The sequence below is a fragment of the Burkholderia sp. 8Y genome, assembly GCF_902506145.1.
In the GTDB taxonomy this organism is placed as follows: Bacteria; Pseudomonadota; Gammaproteobacteria; order Burkholderiales; family Burkholderiaceae; genus Caballeronia.
The window spans coordinates 2,403,870-2,428,722 of sequence record NZ_LR733520.1; the positions used below are offsets into that span (position 1 = coordinate 2,403,870).

The window sequence follows — 24,853 nt, forward strand, 5'->3', positions numbered from 1 at the left end:
AACGCGCTCTACGAGCGGTAATCCGCGTTGATGCTCACGTATTCGTGCGAGAGGTCGCAGGTCCAGACGGTCGCCTGTTGCTGGCCGCGGCCGAGCACCACGCGAATGGCGATCTCGCTCTTCTTCATCACGCGCTGGCCGTCTTCCTCGCGGTAGTCGGGATTGCGCCCGCCCGCCTTCGCGACGAGCACGTCGTCGAGATACAGGTCGATCTTGCCGACATCCAGATCCGTCACGCCCGCATAGCCGATGGCGGCGAGAATCCGGCCCAGGTTCGGGTCCGACGCGTAGAACGCCGTCTTCACGAGCGGCGAATGACCGATTGCATAGGCAATCTGGCGGCATTCGGCGACGTCCTTGCCGCCTTCGACCGTGATGGTCATGAACTTGGTCGCGCCTTCGCCGTCGCGCACGATCAGTTGCGCGAGTTCCTGTGCCACGGACGTGACCGCGTCGCGCAACGCGGCGTAAGCGGGCGAATCGGTGGACGTGATCGCGGGCAGGCTCGACTTGCCCGACGCGATGAGAATGAACGAATCGTTGGTCGAGGTATCGCCGTCGATGGTGATGCAGTTGAACGAACGATCCGCCACGTGCTTCACCAGTTCGTCGAGCACCGGCTGCGCGACGGCGGCATCGAACGCGAGAAAGCCGAGCATCGTCGCCATGTTCGGCTTGATCATGCCCGCGCCCTTGCTGATGCCGGACAGCGTGACCGTGTGGCCGTCGATTTGCACCTGACGCGACGCGGCTTTCGGCAGCGTGTCGGTGGTCATGATGGCTTGCGCGGCGTCGAACCAGTGCGCCGCCTGTTGATTCGCGAGCGCGGCGGGCAATCCCGCTTTCAGACGGTCGATGGGCAGCGGTTCGAGAATCACGCCCGTCGAGAAGGGCAAAATCTGCTGCGGCTCGACGCCCGCGAGACGCGCGAGTTCCGCGCAGGTTTCGCGCGCGTGCGCCATGCCCGGCTCGCCGGTGCCGGCATTCGCGTTGCCCGTGTTCACCACCAGCGCGCGAATCTCCTTGCCGCCCGCCCGGACCGCGTCCAGATGCTCGCGGCACACCGTGACGGGCGCCGCGCAGAAGCGGTTTTGCGTGAACACGCCGGCGACGGTCGCGCCTTCATCGACGCGAATCACGAGCACGTCCTTGCGATTCGGCTTGCGGATATTCGCTTCGGCCCAGCCTAGCGTGACGCCTGTGACCGGATGAAGCGCGGCGGGATCGATCGAGGGGAAGTTGACAGCCATGTTCGCGACTCGCTGAAGGTGGCGAGTGCCGGCTCGCATGCGCCGGCACGCTGTGAAAGACTGACGCCGCCCGGCAGGCCGGGAGCGCCGTGAAACGCCGGGCGCGCAGCGCAGCGCGTGCCCGGTTCCGCAAAGACAAACGACGCATTGCTGCGTCGCTTGCCTCGTTTGTCGATCGGACAGTTCGTTATACGAGCTTGCCGTGACAGTTCTTGTACTTCTTGCCGCTGCCGCACGGACACGGGTCGTTGCGGCCGACCTTCGGCACGTCGTCGGCGGGGCGCGTCGCGACGGTGATGTCGTCGCCGCCGGCCATCGCCTGGCTGATCATCTGCGCGGTGGCCGTCGCTGCCGCTGCCGCGGGCGCGGCCGGCGCCGCCGCCGCGTTGTAATCCGCGTGCGTGAACGACACGTTCTCGACGTGGCTGCCCTTCTCTTCGTACTGCTCGGCGGCTTCCTCGAGCTGTTCCGGCGACTGGATCTGCACGTTCATCACGACGCGCGTGACTTCCTGCTTCACCGCGTCGAGCATAGCGGCGAAGAGTTCAAACGCCTCGCGCTTGTATTCCTGCTTCGGATTCTTCTGCGCGTATCCGCGCAAGTGGATGCCCTGACGCAGATGATCCAGCGCCGCCAGATGCTCGCGCCAGCGGCTGTCGAGCGTCTGCAGCATGATCGAACGCTCGAACGCGCTGAACGACTCACGGCCCACGAGCGCAACCTTCGCCTCGTACGCTTCGTCTGCGGCGGCCAGCACCGCTTCGGAGATTTCCTCGGCGTCGATCGAATTCGACTCGTTGATCATCTCCTGAATGGCGAGATCGAGCGACCACTCGTTGCGCAGCACTTCTTCGAGCTCGGGCGCGTCCCATTGCTCTTCGATGCTGCCCGCCGGAACGAACGTGCGCACGAGATCCGTGATCACGCTGTGACGCATGGCCGCGATCGTTTCCTGCACGTCGTTGGCTTCGAGCAGTTCGTTGCGCTGCTGATAGATGACCTTGCGCTGATCGTTCGCGACGTCGTCGTATTCGAGCAATTGCTTGCGGATATCGAAGTTGCGCGCTTCCACCTTGCGCTGCGCGCCTTCGATGGAACGCGTGACCATGCCCGCTTCGATCGGCTCGCCTTCCGGCATCTTCAGCCGGTCCATGATGGCGCGCACGCGATCGCCCGCGAAAATGCGCAGAAGCGGATCGTCCAGCGACAGATAGAAGCGCGACGAGCCCGGATCGCCCTGACGCCCCGCGCGGCCGCGCAACTGGTTGTCGATACGGCGCGACTCGTGGCGCTCGGTGCCGATGATATGCAGCCCGCCCGCCGCCTTCACGTGGTCGTGCAGCGCCTGCCATTCATCGTGCAGCTTCTGGATGCGCGCGACTTTCTCGCTCTCGGGAATGGAGAGATCAGCTTCGATGAACGACGCCTGCTTCTCCACGTTGCCGCCGAGCACGATGTCCGTGCCGCGGCCCGCCATGTTCGTCGCGATGGTGACGACGCCCGGCCGGCCCGCTTCCGCGACGATCGCCGCTTCGCGTGCGTGCTGCTTCGCGTTGAGCACTTCGTGCTTGATGCCCGCCTGCGTCAGCATGCCGGACAGCAGTTCGGACGCTTCGATCGACGTCGTGCCGACGAGCGTCGGCTGGCCGCGCTCGACGCAATCGCGAATGTCGCGGATGACGGCGTCGTAACGTTCCTTCGATGTCTTGTAGATCTGATCCTGCTTGTCGACGCGCTTCGGCGGACGGTTCGTCGGAATCACGACCGTCTCCAAGCCGTAGATTTCCTGAAACTCGTACGCTTCCGTGTCCGCCGTGCCGGTCATGCCGGACAGCTTCGCGTACATGCGGAAATAGTTTTGCAGCGTGATAGAGGCGAGCGTCTGGTTCTCGGCCTGAATCTGCACGTGCTCTTTGGCTTCGACGGCCTGATGCAGACCGTCGGACCAGCGGCGGCCGGTCATCATGCGGCCGGTGAATTCGTCGACGATCACGACTTCGCCGTTCTGCACCACGTAATGCTGATCGCGATGGAAAAGCGTATGCGCGCGCAGCGCGGCATAGATGTGGTGCATCAGCGTGATGTTCTGCGGCGCGTACAGGCTCTCGCCCTCGCCGATCAGACCCCACTCGGCGAGCAGGCGCTCGGCCTTCTCGTGACCCGATTCGGTGAGGAACACCTGACGCGCTTTCTCGTCGAGCGTGTAGTCGCCCGGCTTTTCGACGCCCGTGCCGTCCGCCTTTTCCTCGCCGATCTGCAGTTCGAGCAGCGGCGGCAGCGCGTTCATGCGCACGTAGAGTTCGGTGTGGTCTTCCGCCTGACCGGAGATGATGAGCGGCGTACGCGCTTCGTCGATCAGAATGGAGTCCACTTCGTCGACGATGGCGAAGTTGAGCGGCCGCTGCACGCGCGCGTCGGTCTCGTAGACCATGTTGTCGCGCAGATAGTCGAAGCCGAACTCGTTGTTCGTGCCGTACGTGATGTCCGCCGCGTACGCCTCCTGCTTCTGCGAGTGCTCCATCTGCGACAGATTCACGCCGCACGACAGCCCGAGGAAATTGTAGAGGCGCGCCATCCACTCGGCGTCGCGCTGGGCGAGGTAGTCGTTCACCGTCACCACATGCACGCCGCGGCCCGACAGCGCGTTCAGATACGCGGCGAGCGTGGCGACGAGCGTCTTGCCCTCGCCGGTACGCATTTCCGCGATCTTGCCGTAATGCAGAACCATGCCGCCGATCAACTGGACGTCGAAGTGGCGCATTTTCAGCACGCGCCGGCTCGCCTCGCGGCAGACGGCGAACGCCTCCGGAAGTATCACGTCGAGCGATTCGCCGCCCGCGACGCGCTTGCGGAATTCGTCCGTCTTCGCGCGCAACTGATCGTCCGAATATTTCTCGACGGTCGGCTCGAGGGCATTGATCGCCACAACGGTCTTTTGGTACTGCTTGACCAGCCGCTGATTGCGGCTGCCAAAAATCTTCTGAAGGAAACCGGTCGTCATTGGATCAGTGTCTGCGTCGCGGCTTCGGACGGGCGCGTGTGCCAGCTACGGCTAGCTGCGTCCGGGCTCGGAAAACCTCGGCGACTTAAGTCCATTGGGTGAAATTCGAATCGGGAATTTTAGCACGCGAGTCAAGCACATCCTGCGTCGGCGTGGGCGCGCGGGCGTCGGCGCGACGCGACAGTCAACCCGTTGAAAGCTTGGCCGCGCGGGCTTTCGCGGCGGGCGTTCGCGCGAAGCGGGTGGCAGGCTCGCGGTACAATCGAGCGGTCGCATCAGACGTCCGCTGATTAAAAAATGAGCCGCTTTTCTACAAATTCAAGGTCTGCGCCGAGGCGGTTCGATCCGCGCCGGCCGCAAGCCCTAGCCGACGTGCTCGATCGCACCGATGCGTTTCGCGCGCTGCGCGCGGGCGTCGAGCAAGTGGCGGCGTTGCAGCGCGATTTGGCCGCGCTCTTGCCCGACTATCTCGCGGCCAACGTGGAGCCCGGCTTCATCAAGGACGGCGTGCTCGCGCTTTTCGCCGCGCACAACGCGCTGGCGGCGCGCTTGCGACACATCGAGCCGCGGCTCCTGTCGGATCTCCAGCAGCGCGGCTGGGCGGTCGATTCGCTCAGGATTCGCGTGCGTCCGCAATCGATGAAGGAAGCGCCGCCGCCGAAACAGGCGCGCATGTCGGCGGCCGGCGCCTCGGCGCTGCACGATCTTGCGGAGACGCTCGCGCCCTCGCCGCTACAGGAGGCGCTCGCGCGCATGGCGGCGCGTCACCAGGGGCGCGGGCAAAAAAAATGAGCGGCGCTTTCGCTGCCGCTCACCTTCTCGTCCCGCTGTGTGCCGATGATCAGGCAAACGCCGTCTGCGTATCGAACGCGAAACCGCGCGGCGCTTTCTGCGTGTCGTCGAACGTGACGATCTCAAAAGCCTCTTCGTTCGCGAGCAGCTCGCGCAGCAGCATGTTGTTCATGGCGTGACCGCCCTTGTACGCGGTGTACGACGCGAGCAGCGGATGACCCACGACGTACAGATCGCCGATGGCGTCGAGCATCTTGTGCTTCACGAACTCGTCGTCGTAGCGCAGGCCGTCGTTGTTCAGAATGCGGTATTCGTCGAGCACGATGGCGTTGTCCATGCTGCCGCCGCGCGCCAGACCCAGCTCGCGCATCATTTCGACTTCATGCGCGAAACCGAACGTGCGAGCGCGCGCAATCTCACGCACATACGACGTCGTCGCGAAATCGACTTCCAGCGCCTGCCCCGTCTTGTCGACGGCGGGATGGCGGAAATCGATCGTGAAGCTCAGCTTGAAGCCGAAATACGGCTCGAGGCGCGCGAACTTGTCGCCATCGCGCACTTCGACGGGCTTCGTCACCTTGATGAATTTCTTCGGCGCGTTCTGCTCTTCGATGCCGGCCGACTGAATCAGGAAGACGAATGAAGCGGCGCTGCCGTCCATGATCGGGATTTCCTCGGCGGTCACATCGACGTACAGATTATCGATGCCCAGCCCCGCGCACGCCGACATCAGATGCTCGATGGTCGACACGCGCGCGCCGTCCTTCTGCAACACGGACGCGAGGCGGGTGTCGCCGATCGACATGGCGGACGCGGGAATATCGACCGGCTGCGGCAGGTCGATGCGAGAAAACACGATGCCCGTTCCAACCGGCGCCGGGCGCAGCGTCAGATCGACCTTGCGGCCCGAATGTAGCCCGATTCCCACGGTTTTGACGACGGTCTTGATTGTTCGCTGCTTCAACATGATTTTTGTCCGATAGCAATTCCCAATAAAGAGAATTAATCGTTTATTGAACTCTAATAGGCCGAAGTATACTCCATTCGGCTCAAGCCGTCCCAAAGCAGGAGGTATCAACTGTTTCCCTGTGTTACGCCGGGAAACGGGGACAGTCAAGTAGAACGGGCCGATGGCCGGAATGGAGGCATTTCCGGTCATCGGCCCCAAGTTGCCGCCGATTGCGAGGGCGTCTGTGAGCGTTGCGCAAAGACAACGCGACGCCGCTGCGATCAGCGCAACGTCGCCAGAATGCTGCGAGCGTCGCTGACTTCGAACTTTCCGGGCGCTTCGACAGCGAGCGTCTTGACCACGCCGTTGTCGACCACCATCGCGTAACGCTGGGAACGGATTCCCATGCCACGCTCGGATAAATCCTGATCCAGTCCGAGTGCCTGAGTGAAACGCGCACTGCCGTCCGCCATCATCCTCACCTTGCCCGCGGCTTGGAGATCGCGTCCCCACGCGTTCATGACGAACGCGTCGTTGACGGAAACGCACCAGATTTCGTCGATGCCCGCGGCCAGGAACTCATCCGCCGCCTCGACATAACCCGGCACGTGTCTGGCGGAACACGTCGGCGTGAACGCGCCCGGCAATCCGAAGATCACCACGCGCTTGCCGGCGGCCCGCTCGCGCACCGCGAACCCTTTCGGTCCCACGGCGCAGCCCTCGCTCGCCACTTCGATGAACTCGAAGAGACGCACATCAGGCAACGTTTCACCCACTTCGATCATGCTCGGTCCTTCCCTCGTCAGTGCTCGAACACCTTGCGATTGACATCGTCCCGCAGCCTCGCCTCACGTGCATCGGCGATTCAGGCTTCATTTGCTCGTCGGCAAATTCGTGGAGGTCGGCTGGCCACGGCCTGGCGTCTGATGCTGACGCGGCCTTGGACAGTCGCCCCACGCGAAACCTGCGTCGCCGGTTCACGCCCGGCGCGTCCCTGCGGTGGCTGCACCGCTCTTACTAGCGAGCTAGCGAGCAACGAGCACCGCGCGACTTTAGTCCGCTTGCTTGCGCAGGAACGCCGGGATGTCGTACGTATCGACGCCCTTTTCCTGCAATGCCTGCACGTGCGATGCCGCCGTTTCGCGCGTCGAACGCCATACCGCCGGCGTGTCCAGCGAGCCGTAATCCGTTGCCTGACCGTGCTGCGGTGCGTACGTGTTGTGCGCCGCGTGCGCGACCGGCTGATTGTCGGTGCCCGTGCGCAGAAGGGTCATCGGCGCTTGCTGCTGCTTCTTGGCTGCGCGGCCGAGTCCGGTCGCCACCACCGTCACGCGCAGGGCGTCGCCCATTGCGTCGTCGTACACGGCGCCGAAGATCACCGTTGCGTCGTCAGCAGCGTAGCTCTTGATGGTGTTCATCACTTCGCGCGTTTCCGACAGACGCAGCGAACGGCTCGACGTGATGTTCACCAGCACGCCGCGCGCACCCGACAGATCCACGCCTTCCAGCAGCGGGCTCGCCACCGCCTGTTCAGCCGCGAGACGCGCGCGATCGACGCCGGCGACCGTCGCCGTGCCCATCATCGCCTTGCCCTGCTCGCCCATCACGGTCTTCACGTCTTCGAAGTCGACGTTCACGAGGCCGTCGACGTTGATGATTTCTGCGATGCCCGCGACAGCGTTGTTCAGCACGTCATCCGCGCACTGGAAGCACTTGTCCATTTCGGCGTCGTCGCCCATCACCTCGAACAGCTTGTCGTTCAGCACGACGATCAGCGAATCGACGTGATCCTCCAGTTGCTGCGAGCCGGCTTCCGCCACGCGCATGCGGCGGCCGCCTTCGAATTCGAACGGCTTGCTCACGACGCCCACCGTCAGAATGCCCATTTCCTTCGCGATCTGCGCCACCACCGGCGCCGCGCCCGTGCCCGTGCCGCCACCCATGCCCGCGGTGATGAACACCATGTGCGCGCCGCGCAGTGCATCGGCGACACGCTCGCGCGCGTCTTCAGCCGCTTCCTTGCCCTTCTCCGGCTTGGCGCCTGCGCCCAGGCCGGTCATGCCCAACTGCAACACATGCGGCGCGCGCGAACGTGCGAGCGCCTGCGCGTCGGTGTTCATCACGATGAAATCGACGCCCTGCACACCCCGGTTGATCATGTGCTGAACGGCATTGCCGCCCGCACCACCAACTCCGACCACCTTGATGATCGTTCCGTTGGTTTCCGTTTCCAGCATTTCGAAATCCATGTTGCCTCCGTCAAGAATGAAGATCGGCGTTATTCGGAAGAGAGATCGGGCAACCCCTCTCCGCGCGCTAGCCGCCGGTACCGGCGCGAATTATATTCATTACTTAAATACGTTTGTTTCGTACTGCTCTGTTCCGCGCAAGCTTCAGAAGTTTCCGAGGAACCAGTCTTTCATTCGTGTGAGCACCTGGCCCATCGATCCGTTCTGCACTGCGACCTTGCGGCCGCGCATGCGCTGCGAACGACCTTCGGCGAGCAGGCCCATGGCGGTCGAATAGCGCGGGTTGCGCACGACATCCGCCAGACCGCCGGCGTACTCGGGCACGCCGATACGCACTGGCTTCAGGAAGATGTCTTCGCCGAGCTCGACCATGCCGGGCATCATCGCCGCGCCGCCGGTCAGCACGACGCCGCTCGACAGCAGTTCTTCGTAGCCGGATTCGCGCACGACCTGCTGCACGAGCGAGAACAGTTCCTCGACGCGCGGCTCGACCACCGCCGCCAGCGCCTGACGCGACAGCGTGCGCGGACCGCGTTCGCCGAGACCCGGCACTTCGATCATCTCGTCCGGGTCCGCGAGCGCCTGCTTCGCGATGCCGTACGTCACCTTGATGTCTTCCGCGTCCGGCGTGGGCGTGCGCAGCGCCATGGCGACGTCGCTCGTGATTTGGTCGCCGGCGATCGGAATCACGGCCGTGTGACGAATCGCGCCTTCGCTGAAGATGGCGATGTCCGTGGTGCCGCCGCCGATATCGACGAGCACGACGCCCAGTTCCTTCTCGTCCTCGGTCAGCACCGCGAGCGACGACGCGAGCGGCTGCAGGATCAGGTCGTTCACTTCGAGCCCGCAGCGGCGCACGCACTTCACGATGTTCTGCGCCGCGCTCACTGCGCCCGTGACGATGTGCACCTTCACTTCGAGGCGGATGCCGCTCATGCCGATCGGCTCGCGCACGTCTTCCTGACCGTCGATGATGAATTCCTGGGTCAGGATGTGCAGCACCTGCTGATCGGTCGGAATGTTGATCGCCTTGGCCGTCTCGATCACGCGCGCGACGTCTGTCTGCGTGACTTCCTTGTCCTTGATCGCGACCATGCCGCTCGAATTGAAGCTGCGGATATGGCTGCCCGCGATGCCGGTGAAGACGTTCGTGATCTTGCAGTCCGCCATCAGCTCCGCTTCCTCAAGCGCGCGCTGAATGGATTGGACCGTCGCCTCGATGTTGACCACGACGCCTTTTTTCAACCCCTTCGAGTCGCTCTGACCGAGTCCGATCACCTCGTAGTGGCCTTCGCCCTTCAATTCGGCGACGATCGCGACCACCTTCGACGTTCCGATGTCAAGGGAAACCAGCAGGTCTTTATAGTCTTTGCTCATAGCGTGCTCATGCCTGTGATGTCTGCCTACTTCTTGGCCTTGTCGGTGTCGTTGATGAAGCGCATGCCGGCGGCGCGTATCGCGAAGCCGTTGGGGTACCGCAAATCCGCATATTCGATCTCCTTGCCCCACCGCCCCGTCACCGATGCCCACGATGCGACGAAACGCTTGCAGCGGTCATACAGCGTGTCCTGGTTGCGCTCGCGGCCCAGTTCGATCTGCGTGCCGTTCGAAAGCTTCACGGTCCACGCGAAACGCGGCGACAGCGTGACTTCCTCCGGCTGCGCGTCGAGCGGCGCGAACCACTTCTGGAAGTCGCGATACCGCGCCACCACTTCCTTCGCCGTGCCTTCCGGACCGTCGAACGCGGGCAGGTCGTCGTCGAGTTCGCCCTGATTCGCGGTGAACAATTCGCCGTCCACGCTGACCAGCTGGTCGTTGCCCCACGTGCCGAGCGGCCTGTACTCTTCGAGCGTCACGGCGATCGCGTTCGGCCACACGCGACGCACGCTCGCGCGGCGCACCCACGGCATCTGTTCGAACGCGGTGCGCGCGGTGTCGAGATCGACGGTGAAGAAGTTGCCCTTCAGGTGCCCCACGACGCTCGCCCGCACCGTCGGCGAATTGATGTGCGAGGTGTCGCCGTCGATCTGAATCTCGCGCAGCCGGAACTCGGGACGCTGGATCGCGTAGACGCCCGCCGCGCACAGCAGCATCAGCACGAGCATGGCGTGCAGCGCGCTTGCGGCGAGATTCATCTGGCGAACGTTGTTCCACATGGTTGCGCTTCGTCAGTTCTTGAGAGTGAGAGACAGCACCTTCACGACCAGATCCTGGTAGCTGATGCCCACCGCGCGCGCCGCTTTCGGCGGCAGCGAGTGATCGGTCATGCCCGGCGCCGTGTTCACTTCGAGGAAGTACGGGTTCCCGTCGGCGTCCAGCATGAAATCGGCGCGGCCCCAGTCCGTGCAGCCGAGCATGTCGAACGCGCGCTGCGTCAGTTGCTTCATGCGCGCTTCTTCGGCGTCCGTCAGGCCGCACGGAATCAGATACTTCGTGTCGTCGGCGACGTACTTCGCGTGATAGTCGTAGAACTCGCCCGCCGGAACGATCTTGATGACCGGCAGATCGAGATCGCCCGCGATGCAGCACGTGTACTCGCCGCCGCCTTCGATGCTCTGCTCGACGATCACGATCTTGTCGAACTTCGCGGCTTCTTCCAGCGCCGGCGCGAGTCGTTCCGCGCTCTTCACCTTGATGACCGCGACGCTCGACCCTTCGCTCGCCGGCTTCACGAAAAGCGGCAGCCCGAGCTTCGCGATGATTTCCTGTGCGCGCGATGCGTAGCCGTCGCCGCGATAGACCGTTTCGAACGGCGGCGTCGGGATGCCGGTCTGCTGCCACACGAGCTTCGTGCGCAGCTTGTCCATGCCGAGCGCCGACCCGAGCACGCCGCTGCCCGTATAGCGGATGCCGTAGAAATCCAGCGCGCCTTGCAACTGGCCGTTCTCGCCGTAGCCGCCGTGCAGCGCGATAAACGCGCGCTCGAAGCCTTCCGCTTTCAGATCCGACAGCGGCCGCTCGGCGGGATCGAACGGATGCGCGTCGATGCCCGCGTCGCGCAGCCCTTCCAGCACGAGGCGGCCCGAATTGAGCGAGACTTCGCGCTCGGCGGAATTCCCGCCGAGGAGCACCGCCACTTTGCCGAAGACCTTCGGATCGATGTTGTTCACTGTGTTACTCATGACGTCGTTTGTTGCTGTCCTCACTGCGGCTGGCTCTGCGCGAGCCGCCCGCATACACCGCCGATGGAGCCCGCGCCCATCGTGATCACCACGTCGCCATGGCGCGCGAGCGTCGTCACCGCGTCCGGCACTTCATCCACCGTTTCGACGAACACCGGCTCGACCTTGCCCGCCACGCGGATCGCACGCGCGAGCGCGCGGCCGTCGGCGGCGACGATCGGCGCTTCGCCTGCGGCGTAGACATCGGTGAGCACGAGGGCGTCCACGGTGGACAGCACCTTCACGAAATCTTCGAAACAGTCGCGCGTGCGCGTGTAGCGATGCGGCTGGAACGCGAGCACGAGACGCCGGTCCGGGAAGGCGCCGCGCGCCGCCGCGATGGTCGCGGCCATTTCCACCGGGTGATGCCCGTAGTCGTCGATCAGCGTGTACGCGCCTTCGTTGTCGTTCGTCTTCACGTCGCCGTAACGCTGGAAGCGCCGGCCGACGCCGTTAAATTCGGCGAGCGCCCTCTGGATATCGGCATCCGCCACTTCGAGTTCAGTCGCGATTGCAATCGCGGCGAGCGCGTTCTGCACGTTATGCAGGCCCGGCAGATTCAGCACGATGTCGAGCGGCGGCGCATCTTCGCGCACCGTCGTGAAGTGCATGCGGCCGTCGCGCGCTTCCACGTTCACCGCGCGAACCTGCGCGTCCGCGCCGATGCCGTAGCGGATGATCGGCTTCGACACGAACGGCAGAATCTCGCGCACGTTCGGATCGTCGACGCACAGCACCGCGATGCCGTAGAACGGCAGCCGGTGCGTGAATTCGATGAACGCCTGCTTGAGCCGCGCGAAGTCGTGGCCGTAGGTGTCCATGTGATCGGCGTCGATGTTCGTGATGACTTCGATCACCGGGAAAAGATTGAGGAACGACGCGTCTGATTCGTCCGCTTCGGCGACGATGAAATCGCCCGTGCCGAGCCGCGCGTTCGCGCCCGCGCTGATGAGACGCCCGCCGATCACGAACGTGGGATCGAGCCCGCCTGCGGCCAGCACGCTCGCGACGAGCGATGTCGTCGTGGTCTTGCCGTGCGTGCCGGCAATGGCGATGCCCTGCTTGAGCCGCATGAGTTCCGCGAGCATTACGGCGCGCGGCACGATCGGCACGCGCCGATGGCGGGCCGCCAGCACTTCGGGGTTATCGGGACGCACGGCTGTCGACACGACGACGGCGTTCGCGCCTTCGATGTTGTGCTCGTGGTGGCCGATCTCGACGCGCGCGCCCAGTGCCTTGAGGCGCTCCGTGACGGCGCCCTTCGAGAGGTCCGAGCCGCTGACCTGATAGCCGAGATTCAGCAGCACTTCCGCGATGCCGCTCATGCCTGCTCCGCCGATGCCGACGAAGTGAATGTGCTTGACGATGTGTTTCATGACTTAATGTGCCTCTCGAGCTTGGCGCGTAAGATGCGCGCCGGCGACGTCGGCGCACACGCTCGCGACCCGTTCGGTCGCGTCCGGTTTCGCCAGGGCGCGTGAGCGCGCGGCCATCTCCGCCAGCGTGTCGCGCGTCTGCGCACGCAACCAGCCGGCGAGCCTTTCCGCCGACAAATCGCGTTGTTGTATCAATTCCGCCGCGCCGTTCTTCGCGAGGAACGCACCGTTGGTCGTCTGGTGATCATCGACGGCGAACGGGAACGGCACGAAAAGCGCGGCCACGCCGACCGCTGCGATCTCCGACACCGTCATCGCGCCCGAGCGGCAAATCACGAGATCGGCGGATGCGTACGCGCTCGCCATGTCCTCGATGAACGGCACGAGCTGCAAGTCTTCGCCGCGCGCAAGACCGGCCGCCGCGTAGTTCGCTTCGAGTGCCTCGATATGCTTCGCGCCCGCCTGATGGACGATGCGCGGCCGTTCTTCCGGCGACAGCAGCGCGAGCGCCTTCGGCACCGTTTCGTTGAGCGCAGCCGCGCCGAGACTGCCGCCGACGACGAGCACGTTCAGCTTGCCGGTGCGCGACGCGTAGCGTTCTTTGGGCGGCAATGTCGACGTAAGTTCCGCACGAATGGGGTTGCCGGTCCATTCAGCATTCGGCAGAGCATTCGGAAACGCGACAAGCACGCGCTTCGCGAGATGCGCGAGCACCTTGTTCGCGAGGCCCGCGATGGAGTTCTGTTCGTGCAGCACGAGCGGGCAGCCCGCGAGCTTCGTCATCATGCCCGCCGGAAACGTGATGTAGCCGCCCATGCCGAGCACGACATCGGGCTTCACCTGACGCAGCACGCGCAGGCTTTGCGAGCACGCGCGCATGAGGTTCACCGGCAGCATCAGCTTGGTTTTGATGCCCTTTCCGCGCACGCCGCCGAAGCGCACGCATTCCATCGGGATGCCGTGCTTCGGGACGAGCGTCGCTTCCATGCCGCTCGCGTTGCCGAGCCAGACGACGCGCCAGCCGCGCGCCTGCATCCAGTGCGCGACCGCGAGCCCCGGAAACACGTGGCCGCCTGTGCCGCCCGCCATGACCATCAGCGTGGGACTGTGCGCGCTCATACCTTGCCTCCGCGCATCAGCACCCGGTTCTCGTAATCGACACGCAGCAGCACCGCCAGCGCGACGCAGTTCAGCAAGATGCCCGAGCCGCCGTAGCTGACGAGGGGCAGCGTCAGGCCCTTGGTCGGCAGAAGGCCCAGGTTCACGCCCATGTTGATGAACGTCTGCGCGCCGAACCAGATGCCGACGCCCTTTGCCATCAGACCCGCGAACGTGCGATCCAGCGCCAGCGCCTGACGCCCGATTTCGAACGCGCGGCGCACGATCCAATAGAACAGCAGAATCACGCAGATGACGCCGACGAAACCCAGTTCCTCGCCGATCACCGCGAGGATGAAGTCGGTGTGCGCTTCGGGCAGATAGTTGAGCTTCTCGACGCTGCCGCCGAGACCCACGCCGAACCATTCGCCGCGCCCGAACGCGATGAGCGAGTGCGTCAGCTGATACGCCTTGCCCTGCGCGTAGCGGTCGTCCCACGGGTCGAGGTAAGCGAAGATCCGCTCGCGACGCCACGGCGAGAGCCACACGAGCATCGTGAATGTGCCGACCGCCGTGAGCACCAGCCCGCCGAACAGCTTGCCGTTCACGCCGCCGAGAAAGAGCACGCCCATTGCAATGGCGGCGATCACCATGAACGCGCCCATGTCGGGTTCGAGCAGCAGGAGCGCGCCCACCGCACCGACCGCCACGGCCATCGGCAAAAAGCCCTTGCCGAAGCTGTGCATGAACTCCTGCTTGCGCACCGTGTAGTTCGCGGCGTAGATGGTCACCGCGAGCTTCATGATTTCTGACGGCTGCATGTTCGTGATGCCGAGCGGAATCCAGCGGCGCGCGCCGTTCACGCCCTTGCCGATATGCGGGATCAGCACGATGACGAGCATCACCAGCGCGACCAGAAAGAGCTTCGGCGCGAGCTTGTCCCAGGTCTTCACCGGAATCTTGAACGCAACGACGGCGCCGACGATCGCCGTCGCCACCGAAATGAGGTGCCGCACGAGGAAGTGATAGTCGCGATACTGCGCGTACTTCGGCGAATCCGGCATGGCGATGGACGCCGAATACACCATCACGATGCCGAGCCCGAGCAGCGCGATCGTCACCCACAGCAGCGAATGATCGTAGTCGAGCATGCGCGAGCGCGCGGGACGCACGCCGTTGACGGCGCTCGAAATGCCGCCCGAGCGCCCGGCGAGCGAATCGTTCGCGACCGCGCTGCGCTGCCCGGTGATTTTCGATCCGAAGCGGTCCGACCAGCTCATAACATCACTCCTCGCGCGGCGGCGATATCTTCGACCGCGCCGCGAAACACGTCGGCGCGGTGTGCGTAGTTCCTGAACATGTCGAGGCTCGCGCACGCGGGCGACAGCAACACGGCGTCGCCCGGTTCGGCGATGCGCGATGCAGCCAGCGTCGCGGCTTCGAGCGTCGCGTGATCTTCGAGCGCGACGCCCGTCGATGCGAGCGTCTCGCGGATACGCGGCGCGTCGCGGCCGATCAGCATCACGGCACGCGCCCAGCGCGCGACCGGCGCTTCCAGCGGCGAAAAGTCCTGGCCCTTGCCGTCGCCGCCCGCGATCAGCACGACGCGTTGCGCGAGGCCATCGAGCGCGGCGACCGTCGCGCCGACGTTGGTCCCTTTGCTGTCGTCGACATAATCGACGCCATCGATCTGCGCGATCACTTCCACGCGGTGCGGTTCGCCGCGATATTCGCGCAAGCCGTGCAGCAGCGCGGCGAGCGGCATATCGATCGCGCGGGCGAGCGCGAGCGCGGCGAGCGCGTTCGCCGCGTTGTGCAGGCCGCGAATGCGCAGCGCGTCGGACGGCATCAGCCGCTTCGAAACGACGTTCGGCGCGGCGACATCCTGCTTGCGGCGGCGCGACGGCGCGGGTTCGTCGGCGGCGTCGCGGTCGATGCCTTGTGCGAGCCACGCGATGCCGTTGTCGCGCAAGAGGCCGTAGTCGCCCACCTTCGACGGCTCGTTCAGCCCGAACGTCACGACGCGGTCCTGCGCGATATTCGCGGCGAGCGCCATCGTGCGCGCGTCATCGCGATTCAGCACGCGGACCGTGCGCGGACCGAAGATGCGGCCCTTGGCGGCGGCGTAGGCGTCGAGCCCGCCGTGCCAGTCGAGATGATCCTGCGTGATGTTGAGCACGGCGGCGGCATCCGGCGCGAAGCTGTGCGCCGTTTCCAGCTGGAAGCTGGAGAGTTCGAGCACCCAGACGTCCGGCAGCGCGGTCTGATCGATGGCTTCGGCGAGCTTGTCGAGCATCGCCGGGCTGATGTTGCCCGCGACCGCCACGCGCTTGCCCGCGCGCTCGCACAGGAGCCCGGTGAGCGCGGTGGTCGTGGTCTTGCCATTGGTGCCGGTGATCGCGAGCACCTTCGGCTGATAGCCGTTCACGGCGAGTCCGGCGAGCGCCTGCGCGAACAGTTCGAGTTCGCCCCACACCGGGATGCCGCGCTCGTTCGCCGCCGCGATGAGCGGCGCGAGATCCGGCGCGAGCGGCGAAAGGCCGGGACTGATGGCGAGCAGTTCGATGCCGCCATCGAGCAGTTCGGTCGTGAACGCGCCGCCGACGAAGTCCGCGTCGATGTTGTGAATCACGAGCTCCGAGAGATTCGGCGGGTTGTCGCGCGTATCGGCGATCCGCAGCCGGCAACCGTGCCTGGCGCACCAGCGCGCCATCGCGAGGCCGGATTCACCGAGCCCCAGCACGAGCACCATCGGACTTTGCCGACCGGAGAACTTCTCGCCAAACATCGCTTTACCCTTTCCTGAAACCTGAAAAACCGCGGACGTGCACGATCAACGCAACTTGAGCGTCGACAAGCCGAAGAGACACAACATCAAGGTGATGATCCAGAAGCGCACCACCACTTGCGTTTCCGTCCAGCCGGACAGTTCGTAGTGGTGATGGAGCGGCGCCATCTTGAAGAAGCGGCGGCCTTCGCCATAACGGCGCTTCGTGAACTTGAACCAGAAGACTTGCAGCATGACGGAGAGCGTTTCCGCCACGAAAATGCCGCCCATGATGAACAGCACGATCTCTTGCCGAACGATCACCGCGATTGTGCCGAGCGCGCCGCCGAGCGCGAGCGCGCCGACATCGCCCATGAAGACTTGCGCGGGGTGCGTGTTGTACCAGAGGAACGCGAGACCCGCGCCGCCCATCGCGGAACAGAAGATCAGCAGTTCGCCCGCGCCGGGAATGTGCGGAAAGAGCAGGTACTTGGAATACACCGAGCTGCCCATGACGTACGCGAACGCGCCGAGCGACGCACCGACCAGCACGACCGGCATGATGACGAGACCGTCGAGGCCGTCGGTGAGGTTGACCGCGTTGCTCGATCCGACGATCACGAAGTACGTCATCGCGATGAAGCCCCATACGCCGAGCGGATACGTGATCGACTTGAGAAACGGCAGCATGAGGTCGGCGCGCGCGGGCAGGCCCATCGAGAGGCCGCTGCGCACCCACGCCATGAAGAGGTCGAACACGCGCGTGTTGCTGGCCTCGGACACGCTGAACGCGAGATACACGGCGGCGAAGAGGCCAATCACCGATTGCCAGAAATACTTCTCGCGTGAGGACATGCCGCGCGGGTCCTTGTGCACGACCTTGCGATAGTCGTCCACCCAGCCAATCACGCCATACCCGAAAGTGACGAGCATCACGATCCACACGAAGCGGTTCGTGAGATCAGCCCAGAGCAGCGTGGAAACCGCGATGCCCATGAGAATCAGCACGCCGCCCATGGTCGGCGTGCCCGACTTGACGAGGTGCGTTTGCGGGCCGTCCTTGCGCACCGCCTGACCGACTTTCATGGCGGTCAGCTTGCGGATGACCCACGGGCCGCAGACGAGACCGATCAACAGCGCCGTCGCCGTGGCGCCCACCGCGCGGAACGTGATGTAGGTGAACACGCGCATGAAGCTGGCGTCATTCTGAAGCCATTGCGCGAGTGCGAGTAGCATGCTGGTCCTTCTCTTTCTGTGAGTCAGTGTGCAGCGGGCGCGGTGCCCGCAGCGGGTGATTGGGGGCTCGTCAGGGCGTCCACCACGCGTTCCATCTTCATGAAGCGCGAGCCTTTTGCGAGATACGTTGCGCCGGGTCCGAACCCGGCTTGCTGAAGTGCTTCGATCAGTGCGGCCACATCGTCGAAATGAACGGCGGTCTGCTTCGACGCCGCCGCGCGGAATGCGTTCACCGAATCGCGGCTGGCGTCGCCGAGCGCAAACAGCGCGTCGATACCGCGCTCCGCCGCATACGCGCCGACTTCGCGATGAAACGCGGGTCCTTCTTCGCCGACCTCGCCCATGTCGCCCATCACGAGCACGCGCGGCGCTGCCTGCGCCGCGAGCACGTCGATGGCGGCGCGCATGGAATCGGGATTGGAGTTGTAGGTATCGTCGATGATGGTCGCGCCCGCGAGCGTGCCCAGCACCGCGCGCTTCACCTGCAAGCGGCCCTTCACGGGCTGGAACGCTTCGAGGCCGCGCTTGATGGCGTCCAGCGGCACGCCCGCTGCGAGCGCGGCAGCCGTAGCCGCGAGCGCATTGCGCGCGTTGTGTTCGCCGAGCACGGCCAGCGCGATGTCGACGCGGCCTTGCGGCGTGCGGACGTGAACCATCGCGCCGTTCAGCGTGCCGGTGACGGCCGCCTTCGATTCATCGCCGGTCAGCGCGAAGTCCATGATCGGATTGCCCGTGGCGGCCACGCGCCAGATGCTCGCGTAGTGATCGTCAGCGGGGAACACGGCCGTGCCTGTTTCGCCGAGCGCGTGAATGACCGACGCATGTTCGAGCGCGACGGCCTCGACGGTCGCCATGAACTCCTGATGCTCGCGCTGCGCGTTGTTGACGACGGCGACGGTCGGCGCAGCGATCTGGCCGAGCGCATCGGTCTCGCCGGGATGATTCATGCCGAGCTCGACCACCGCGAGCCGATGCGCCGCGCTCAGGCGGAACAGCGTGAGCGGCAAGCCGATGTCGTTGTTGAAGTTGCCCGCCGTCGCGAGCCGCGCGTCTTCGCCGACCGCCGCCGCGAAGATCGACGCGATCATCTCCTTGACCGTCGTCTTGCCGTTGCTGCCCGTGACGGCAACGAGCGGCATGGTGAACCGCGTGCGCCAGCCGTGCGCCAGCGCACCGAGCGCCGCACGCGTGTCCTTTACCTTGATGACTGGCAGCGGCCAGGCATCCGAATTGCGCAGTTCGCGCGAGACGAGCGCGGCAGCCGCGCCGCTCTTGCTCACCTGATCCAGGAAATCATGCGCATCGAAGCGATCGCCCTTCACCGCGACGAACAGATCGCCCGCCTGCACGGCGCGGCTGTCGGTCACGACGCGCGTGATCGCGATGGATTCGTCGCCTTCAAAGACCGCGCCGGGAATGAGCGCGGCGGCTTCGCGCAAGGTGAACATCGTCATTCGCCCCCTCCGCGATGCTGCGTGGCGCGTGCGGCAAGCGCGAGGCGCGCGTGATCCTGATCCGAGAACGCGCGCTTCTTACCCATGATTTCCTGCGTGGCTTCGTGTCCTTTGCCGGCGAGCAGAACGACATCCTCGCGCGCCGCCGAGCGCAGCGCCTGCAAAATGGCACTCGCGCGATCCTCGATGCGCCGCGCCTTCGCGACGTCCTTCATGCCGGCGGCAATCTGATCGATGATGGCAAGCGGATCTTCGCTGCGCGGATTGTCGCTCGTGATGACGACCTGATCCGCGAGACGTTCGGCGATTTCGCCCATCAGCGGACGCTTGGTGGCGTCGCGGTCGCCGCCGCAGCCGAACATGCAAACGAGCTCGCCGCCGCGTGCCTGTGCGATCGCGCGCAGCGCCGCCAGCGTTTTTTCCAGCGCGTCGGGCGTGTGCGCGTAGTCGATCACGACGAGCGGTTCATCGTTTTGCAGCCGGCCGCCGAGTCGCTCCATGCGGCCATTGACGGACTCGAGCTTCGAGATGCGTGCGAGCGCGGCATCGAACGGAACGCCGACTTCCAGCAGCACGCCGAGCACCGCGAGCAGATTGCTCACGTTGAACGCGCCGAGCGTGCTGACTTCCACTTCGGCCTCGCCCCAGTCGGACGCAAGATGAAACGCGGTGCCCGTGGCGGTTGCGCGCACGCGGCTCGCGAGCAGCATGGCGTCGGCGCTCGGCGGCGCATCGGCCGGCATCTCGACGGCGTACGCAATCGTGCGGACCTTGCCGCGCAGCGATTCGATGAGACGCTGACCGGCGGCATCGTCGCGATTGACGATGGCCGTTTTCAGCGATGGCCACGCGAAAAGACGCGCCTTCGCGGCCTCGTACGCCTCGAAGGTGCCGTGGTAGTCGAGATGGTCCTGCGTGAGATTCGTGAAGATGCCGATGTCGAAGTCCGTGCCGTTCACGCGGCCCTGATGCAGCGCATGCGACGAGACTTCCATGGCGACCGCCTCCGCGCCTTGCGCCTTCAGTTGCGCGAGGTTGCGCTGAAGCTGCGGCGCATCCGGCGTGGTGAAGCCGGTGGACACGAGTTTGCCCGGCATGCCGATGCCGAGCGTGCCGATGATCGCGCACGGCCGGCCGAGCGCGGTCAGCGCCGTGGCGATCCACTGGCTGCAAGACGTCTTGCCGTTGGTGCCGGTCACGCCAACGGTGAGCATCGACGCGCTCGGCTCGCCGTACCATGCGGACGCGATCGGACCGGCGAGTTCGTTGAGCGCGGGAACGGCGAGCGCCTTCGAGGCGTCCGGCTTGCCCGCGAAGTTCTCCGGCTGGTACAGCGCGGCAGCCGCGCCCGCGCCAAGCGCCGCGTCGAGATACGGCCGGTTGTCCGCGCCGTCGACGGCATAGGCCAGGAACACGTCGCCGCTCTTCAGCGAGCGCGTGTCGGCGTGCAACTGGGCCTCGGGCTGCGCATGGGCGCGCAGCCATTGAACGGCATGTGAAACGTCCTTCTGCATCTTGCTCTGTCGGGCCTGCGCGCTCATCGCACGACTCCCGGATGTGTCTTCGTGTTGCTCGACACGGCGAGCTTCTTCGCCGTGTTCGCGTTGTTCGAGCCCTTCGCGTTCGCGGGCTGCGCGGACGCTTGCGTGGCGGGATTCGAATCGTCCGTCACGACCATTTGCTTGACCGGCATGTCCGGCGGCACGTTGAGCGCGCGCAGCGTATCTCCGACGATGCCCGAAAACACCGGTCCCGACACCTGTCCGCCGAAGTGGCTGCCGGCCGTCGGTTCGTCGACCGATACGGCGACCACGATGCGCGGATTCGGCATCGGCGCCATGCCGACGAACGACGCGCGGTACTTCGAATGATCGTAGCCGCGGCCCGCGTGCTTGTACGCGGTACCGCTCTTGCCGCCGACGCGATAGCCCGGCACCGCCGCATCCGGCGACGTGCCGTTTTTCGAGACGACGGACTCGAGCATTGCGCGAACTTCGCGTGCGGTGGTCGGCGAGAAGACCTGCTGGCCCACCGGCGGCTGATCGACCGGCGTGCGGAAAATCGAGACCGGCAGAATCGTGCCGTCATGCGCGATGGCCGTGTACGCGCGAGCCAGTTGGAACAGCGAGGCCGACAAGCCGTAGCCGTAAGACATGGTCGCCTGCTCGATGCGGCGCCAGCTCTTCCACGGCCGCAAGCGTCCGGTCACGGCGCCCGGGAAACCGACTTTGGGCGCCTGGCCGAGACCGAGGCTCGTGTACATGTTCCACATTTCTTCGGGCCGCAATTGCATCGCAATTTTGGTCGCGCCGATATTGCTCGACTTCTGAATCACGCCGCCGACGGTGAGCGTGCCGAAACCCGAGTCGTCCGTGATGCGCGCGCCGTCCAGCACGAATACGCCGCCGCCCGTTTCGACGAGCGTGTTCGGCGTCACGCGATGCAGATCGAGCGCGAGCGAAACGGTGAACGGCTTCATGATCGAGCCCGGCTCGAAAGTGTCCGTGAGAATGCGGTTGCGCAACTGCTCGCCCGTCATGCGCGAGCGGTCGTTCGGGTTGTAGGTGGGATAGTTGACGAGCGCGAGCACCTCGCCCGTCTTCACGTCGATCACGATCGCAGCGCCGGCCTTCGCCTTCGTCTTCTCGACGGCCGCTTTCAGGTCCGTGTACGCGATGTACTGAATCTTGCTGTCGATCGAGAGTTCGACGTCCTGGCCGTTATGCGGCACGACCTGTTCGTCGACGTCCTCGACGATGTGCCCCATGCGGTCCTTGATGACGCGACGCATGCCCGGCGTGCCGGCGAGCACGCTCTGGTCGCCGAGTTCGACGCCTTCCTGGCCCTTGTCTTCAATATTAGTAAAACCGATCAGGTGTGCGGTGATTTCGCCTTCCGGATAGAAACGCTTGTATTCGCCGCGCGAATAGATGCCCGGAATGTCGAGCGCGGCGACTTTCTGCGCCACTTCCAGCGGAACCTGGCGTTTCACGTAGACGAACGTCTTGTCCATCGACAGTTTCGCGCGCAAGTCCTTCTGCGTCATGTCGAGCAGCTTCGCGAGTTCGGCGAGCTTGTCCGCGCCGAGATCGTTCGGGACGGCTTCGGGAATCGCCCAGATGGCCTTCACCGGCAGGCTCGTGGCGAGCACGAGGCCGTTGCGGTCGCGAATCTGGCCGCGCGTGGCCGGCATTTCCAGCGTGCGCTGATAGCGGCTTTCGCCCTGCTTCTTGAAGAACGCGTTGCCGGGGCCCTGAATCCAGAAGGCGCGCGCCGCGAGCGCGACGAACGCCATGAACAGCAGGAACACGACGAACTTCGAGCGCCACATGGGCAGACGCACCGCGAGAATCGGGTTCGGCGTGTAGGCGACGTCCTTCTGCTTCGCGGATTTTTTCATCGTTTGGCTCCGCGTGCGGACGGCGCCGAGGCGGGCAACGGCGGCGGCATGGGCGCGTCGGCGGCCTTCGCGGTCGCCGGGTCGTAGGTCAGGTATTGCGTGCGGCCGGTGGTCACGGGCTGCATCTTCAGTGAGTTAGTGGCCAACTGCTCGATGCGCGAAGTCTTCGACAATGCGCTCTGCTGATACTGGAACTGCGCGTAATCCTGCTGAAGCTGGCGCTCCTGCGACTGCGCCCGCTGCAATTCGATGAACACCTGCCGCTGCTTGTTCGTGGCGCTGACGACCGACAGCGCGCACCCGAGCACGACGATCAGGAGAAAAATGTTGAGACGGTTCATGGCGCGATCCGCTCCGCGATACGCATGACCGCGGACCGGGCGCGCGGGTTGTCGGCGACTTCGGCATCGCTCGGAAACACGCGGCCGACGATCCGCAGAGGCGGACTCGGCAGATCGACCGCGCGGATCGGCAAACGACGGTCCACCGCCGGCGCGCTCGATTGCGCCTGCATGAACCGCTTGACGATCCGGTCTTCGAGCGAATGAAAGCTGATCACGACCAGCCGCCCCCCTTGCTCCAACAGCGAAAGTGCCAATTCAAGAACTACTTGCAGTTCCGCAAGCTCTTGATTGATGTGAATCCGTATAGCCTGAAAGGTGCGAGTTGCCGGGTCCTTGCCCTTCTCACGGGTCTTGACGACGTGACCCACGATTTCGGCAAGCTCGCGCGTGCTGACGAGAGGCCCAAGACGGTCGGACTCTGCCCTGCGAGCAACAAGCGCCTTTGCAATCTGAAAAGCAAACCGTTCTTCCCCATAATCTCTGATCACCTCCGTCATTTCCTGCACCGTGGCCCGCGCGAGCCACTCGGCCGCCGACTCGCCGCGAGTCGGGTCCATCCTCATGTCGAGCGGACCTTCCGCGCGGAAACTGAAACCGCGCTCCGGGTCATCCACCTGCGGCGACGACACCCCAAGGTCCAGCAACACGCCCGACACCCGTTCTATCCCGCGCTCGATCGCCGCGCTTCGCAGTGCAGCGAAGCTGTCATGCACGATCGAAAAGCGCGGATCCTGAATCTGCTGCGCCGTGGCGATGGCGAGCGGGTCTTTGTCGAATGCGATAAGCCGCCCCGCCTCGCCCAGCCGCTGCAACACCGCCCGGCTATGACCGCCGCGCCCGAAGGTGCCATCTATATAGATGCCGTCGGCGCGCGTGATCAGTCCGTCTACTGCTTCCTTCAGCAGCACCGTGCGATGCTGCAAGTCATTTCCCATCGCAGGTGCCATGTTTTTCAGCGCCGCGTCAGAAAGTGAAGTTCTTTAGCGCGTCGGGCATGCCCTGCGCCATGGCTGCGGCTTCCTTCGCCGCGTACGTCTGCGAGTCCCATAATTCGAAATGAGCGCCCATGCCGAGCAGCGTCACTTCTTTTTCAAGCGAAGCGGCAGCACGAAGCTCGGGCGAGACCAATACGCGCCCGGCGCTGTCCAGTTCGACATCCATTGCATTACCGAGAAAAATGCGACGCCACCACATGGCTTCCATGGGAAGCGCGGCGACCTTGGCGCGGAAGACTTCCCACTCCGGGCGGGGAAACAGCAACAGGCATCCATCCGGGCTCTTCGTGAGCGTCACCCGGCCTTCTGCCTGCCCTTGCAGCGCCTCCCGATAGCGAGACGGAACGGACATCCGCCCTTTCGCATCGAGCGTCAGCGCCGACGCCCCTTGGAACACTCGCCCTTCTCCCCGTTTGTCGCTGCCTGACTGTCGATGCCTACCGAGACGCCGCGCATGCCTTGAAATTGCCCGAAAGTGGGTCTGCCGTCACACAAACAACCACTTTCTCACACTGTCTCCCACTTTAGAGGAAGGCATTTCCTCGGTCAAGACGCGCGGCTCTTTTTCGGGGAGGTTTTTACTCGTTAGAACAAGGACTTAGCGAAGGGACTTGATGCGGACAGGAAGGGGAAAATCGTTTGAAATTAGCGAACTAGTGAGAGAACTGAACGTAAAGTATGAACATCGGCGCGGGAGACGCGTGAAATGTAACGGTTTCCGCAGGCGCGCATCGCCCGACGCACTCTCAATGTTCATACAAAGCGCGTCGGGCGGCGCTTT

20 protein-coding genes are annotated in these 24,853 nt (G+C 64.6%); 1 reads left to right on the top strand and 19 read right to left on the bottom strand.

Annotation, left to right across the window (positions count from 1 at the left end; all coding sequences use genetic code 11):
* Nucleotides 1-8: 8 nt before the first annotated feature.
* A complete protein-coding gene (gene argJ / locus GV035_RS21840) occupies nucleotides 9-1,250 on the bottom strand; it encodes a bifunctional glutamate N-acetyltransferase/amino-acid acetyltransferase ArgJ (protein WP_159837025.1) in 1,242 nt (413 codons plus the stop codon).
* Nucleotides 1,251-1,437: 187 nt separating this feature from the next.
* Nucleotides 1,438-4,251 carry a preprotein translocase subunit SecA gene (gene secA / locus GV035_RS21845; RefSeq protein ID WP_159837026.1) on the bottom strand — a complete coding sequence of 938 codons (2,814 nt, stop codon included), beginning with the start codon at nucleotides 4,249-4,251 and terminating at the stop codon, nucleotides 1,438-1,440.
* A 297-nt stretch (nucleotides 4,252-4,548) separates the two neighbouring features.
* On the opposite strand from secA, the gene GV035_RS21850 reads away from it, so the two are divergent.
* A complete protein-coding gene (locus tag GV035_RS21850) occupies nucleotides 4,549-5,043 on the top strand; it encodes a DUF721 domain-containing protein (RefSeq protein ID WP_159837027.1) in 495 nt (164 codons plus the stop codon).
* A 49-nt stretch (nucleotides 5,044-5,092) separates the two neighbouring features.
* Here GV035_RS21850 and lpxC read toward each other — a convergent pair whose 3' ends face one another.
* The 17 genes from lpxC to mraZ all read right to left on the bottom strand — a co-directional run bounded on the left by lpxC (nucleotide 5,093) and on the right by mraZ (nucleotide 24,469).
* Complete coding sequence (gene lpxC, locus GV035_RS21855) at nucleotides 5,093-6,010, bottom strand: UDP-3-O-acyl-N-acetylglucosamine deacetylase (protein WP_159837028.1); 918 nt, start codon at nucleotides 6,008-6,010, stop codon at nucleotides 5,093-5,095.
* A 263-nt stretch (nucleotides 6,011-6,273) separates the two neighbouring features.
* Nucleotides 6,274-6,777: a peroxiredoxin gene (locus tag GV035_RS21860; RefSeq protein WP_159837029.1), complete on the bottom strand. Its 504-nt coding sequence runs from the start codon at nucleotides 6,775-6,777 to the stop codon at nucleotides 6,274-6,276.
* A gap of 267 nt (nucleotides 6,778-7,044) precedes the next feature.
* Nucleotides 7,045-8,241: a cell division protein FtsZ gene (gene ftsZ, locus GV035_RS21865; protein WP_159837030.1), complete on the bottom strand. Its 1,197-nt coding sequence runs from the start codon at nucleotides 8,239-8,241 to the stop codon at nucleotides 7,045-7,047.
* Nucleotides 8,242-8,385: 144 nt separating this feature from the next.
* Nucleotides 8,386-9,618 carry a cell division protein FtsA gene (ftsA, locus tag GV035_RS21870; protein ID WP_159837031.1) on the bottom strand — a complete coding sequence of 411 codons (1,233 nt, stop codon included), beginning with the start codon at nucleotides 9,616-9,618 and terminating at the stop codon, nucleotides 8,386-8,388.
* Nucleotides 9,619-9,644: 26 nt separating this feature from the next.
* Nucleotides 9,645-10,397, bottom strand: coding sequence for a cell division protein FtsQ/DivIB (locus GV035_RS21875; protein ID WP_159837032.1), 753 nt, complete (start codon nucleotides 10,395-10,397; stop codon nucleotides 9,645-9,647).
* A 12-nt stretch (nucleotides 10,398-10,409) separates the two neighbouring features.
* Nucleotides 10,410-11,351 (bottom strand): D-alanine--D-alanine ligase, encoded by a 942-nt coding sequence (locus tag GV035_RS21880; protein ID WP_159838155.1) that lies wholly within the window; start codon nucleotides 11,349-11,351, stop codon nucleotides 10,410-10,412.
* A gap of 32 nt (nucleotides 11,352-11,383) precedes the next feature.
* A complete protein-coding gene (gene murC / locus GV035_RS21885) occupies nucleotides 11,384-12,778 on the bottom strand; it encodes a UDP-N-acetylmuramate--L-alanine ligase (protein ID WP_159837033.1) in 1,395 nt (464 codons plus the stop codon).
* A gap of 3 nt (nucleotides 12,779-12,781) precedes the next feature.
* Nucleotides 12,782-13,897, bottom strand: coding sequence for an undecaprenyldiphospho-muramoylpentapeptide beta-N-acetylglucosaminyltransferase (murG, locus tag GV035_RS21890; protein ID WP_159837034.1), 1,116 nt, complete (start codon nucleotides 13,895-13,897; stop codon nucleotides 12,782-12,784).
* A complete protein-coding gene (gene ftsW / locus GV035_RS21895; protein ID WP_159837035.1) occupies nucleotides 13,894-15,156 on the bottom strand; it encodes a putative lipid II flippase FtsW in 1,263 nt (420 codons plus the stop codon). Before ftsW ends, murG begins: the two co-directional genes overlap by 4 nt.
* Nucleotides 15,153-16,664: a UDP-N-acetylmuramoyl-L-alanine--D-glutamate ligase gene (gene murD, locus GV035_RS21900; RefSeq protein ID WP_159837036.1), complete on the bottom strand. Its 1,512-nt coding sequence runs from the start codon at nucleotides 16,662-16,664 to the stop codon at nucleotides 15,153-15,155. Before murD ends, ftsW begins: the two co-directional genes overlap by 4 nt.
* 45 nt (nucleotides 16,665-16,709) lie before the next feature.
* A complete protein-coding gene (gene mraY / locus GV035_RS21905) occupies nucleotides 16,710-17,879 on the bottom strand; it encodes a phospho-N-acetylmuramoyl-pentapeptide-transferase (protein WP_159837037.1) in 1,170 nt (389 codons plus the stop codon).
* Between the two features lie 23 nt (nucleotides 17,880-17,902).
* On the bottom strand, nucleotides 17,903-19,333 hold the full coding sequence (locus GV035_RS21910) for a UDP-N-acetylmuramoyl-tripeptide--D-alanyl-D-alanine ligase (protein ID WP_159837038.1): 1,431 nt from the start codon (nucleotides 19,331-19,333) through the stop codon (nucleotides 17,903-17,905).
* Nucleotides 19,330-20,874, bottom strand: coding sequence for a UDP-N-acetylmuramoyl-L-alanyl-D-glutamate--2,6-diaminopimelate ligase (locus tag GV035_RS21915; protein ID WP_159837039.1), 1,545 nt, complete (start codon nucleotides 20,872-20,874; stop codon nucleotides 19,330-19,332). Before GV035_RS21915 ends, GV035_RS21910 begins: the two co-directional genes overlap by 4 nt.
* A complete protein-coding gene (locus tag GV035_RS21920; protein ID WP_159837040.1) occupies nucleotides 20,871-22,733 on the bottom strand; it encodes a peptidoglycan D,D-transpeptidase FtsI family protein in 1,863 nt (620 codons plus the stop codon). Before GV035_RS21920 ends, GV035_RS21915 begins: the two co-directional genes overlap by 4 nt.
* A complete protein-coding gene (gene ftsL, locus GV035_RS21925; protein ID WP_159837041.1) occupies nucleotides 22,730-23,074 on the bottom strand; it encodes a cell division protein FtsL in 345 nt (114 codons plus the stop codon). The genes GV035_RS21920 and ftsL overlap by 4 nt, the downstream gene beginning before the upstream one ends.
* Nucleotides 23,071-24,024 (bottom strand): 16S rRNA (cytosine(1402)-N(4))-methyltransferase RsmH, encoded by a 954-nt coding sequence (gene rsmH / locus GV035_RS21930; protein WP_159837042.1) that lies wholly within the window; start codon nucleotides 24,022-24,024, stop codon nucleotides 23,071-23,073. Before rsmH ends, ftsL begins: the two co-directional genes overlap by 4 nt.
* Before the next feature lie 16 nt (nucleotides 24,025-24,040).
* The gene (gene mraZ, locus GV035_RS21935; RefSeq protein ID WP_035510172.1) at nucleotides 24,041-24,469 is read right to left on the bottom strand and encodes a division/cell wall cluster transcriptional repressor MraZ; all 429 of its coding nucleotides are present in this window, start codon (nucleotides 24,467-24,469) and stop codon (nucleotides 24,041-24,043) included.
* Nucleotides 24,470-24,853 lie beyond the last annotated feature (384 nt).

Coding starts and splice junctions, on each gene's coding strand:
- argJ (WP_159837025.1), bottom strand. CDS start 1,250: ATGGCTGTCAACTTCCCCTCGATCGATCCCGCCGCGCTTCATCCGGTC.
- secA (WP_159837026.1), bottom strand. CDS start 4,251: ATGACGACCGGTTTCCTTCAGAAGATTTTTGGCAGCCGCAATCAGCGG.
- GV035_RS21850 (WP_159837027.1), top strand. CDS start 4,549: ATGAGCCGCTTTTCTACAAATTCAAGGTCTGCGCCGAGGCGGTTCGAT.
- lpxC (WP_159837028.1), bottom strand. CDS start 6,010: ATGTTGAAGCAGCGAACAATCAAGACCGTCGTCAAAACCGTGGGAATC.
- GV035_RS21860 (WP_159837029.1), bottom strand. CDS start 6,777: ATGATCGAAGTGGGTGAAACGTTGCCTGATGTGCGTCTCTTCGAGTTC.
- ftsZ (WP_159837030.1), bottom strand. CDS start 8,241: ATGGATTTCGAAATGCTGGAAACGGAAACCAACGGAACGATCATCAAG.
- ftsA (WP_159837031.1), bottom strand. CDS start 9,618: ATGAGCAAAGACTATAAAGACCTGCTGGTTTCCCTTGACATCGGAACG.
- GV035_RS21875 (WP_159837032.1), bottom strand. CDS start 10,397: ATGTGGAACAACGTTCGCCAGATGAATCTCGCCGCAAGCGCGCTGCAC.
- murC (WP_159837033.1), bottom strand. CDS start 12,778: ATGAAACACATCGTCAAGCACATTCACTTCGTCGGCATCGGCGGAGCA.
- murG (WP_159837034.1), bottom strand. CDS start 13,897: ATGAGCGCGCACAGTCCCACGCTGATGGTCATGGCGGGCGGCACAGGC.
- ftsW (WP_159837035.1), bottom strand. CDS start 15,156: ATGAGCTGGTCGGACCGCTTCGGATCGAAAATCACCGGGCAGCGCAGC.
- murD (WP_159837036.1), bottom strand. CDS start 16,664: ATGTTTGGCGAGAAGTTCTCCGGTCGGCAAAGTCCGATGGTGCTCGTG.
- mraY (WP_159837037.1), bottom strand. CDS start 17,879: ATGCTACTCGCACTCGCGCAATGGCTTCAGAATGACGCCAGCTTCATG.
- GV035_RS21910 (WP_159837038.1), bottom strand. CDS start 19,333: ATGACGATGTTCACCTTGCGCGAAGCCGCCGCGCTCATTCCCGGCGCG.
- GV035_RS21915 (WP_159837039.1), bottom strand. CDS start 20,874: ATGAGCGCGCAGGCCCGACAGAGCAAGATGCAGAAGGACGTTTCACAT.
- GV035_RS21920 (WP_159837040.1), bottom strand. CDS start 22,733: ATGAAAAAATCCGCGAAGCAGAAGGACGTCGCCTACACGCCGAACCCG.
- ftsL (WP_159837041.1), bottom strand. CDS start 23,074: ATGAACCGTCTCAACATTTTTCTCCTGATCGTCGTGCTCGGGTGCGCG.
- rsmH (WP_159837042.1), bottom strand. CDS start 24,024: ATGGCACCTGCGATGGGAAATGACTTGCAGCATCGCACGGTGCTGCTG.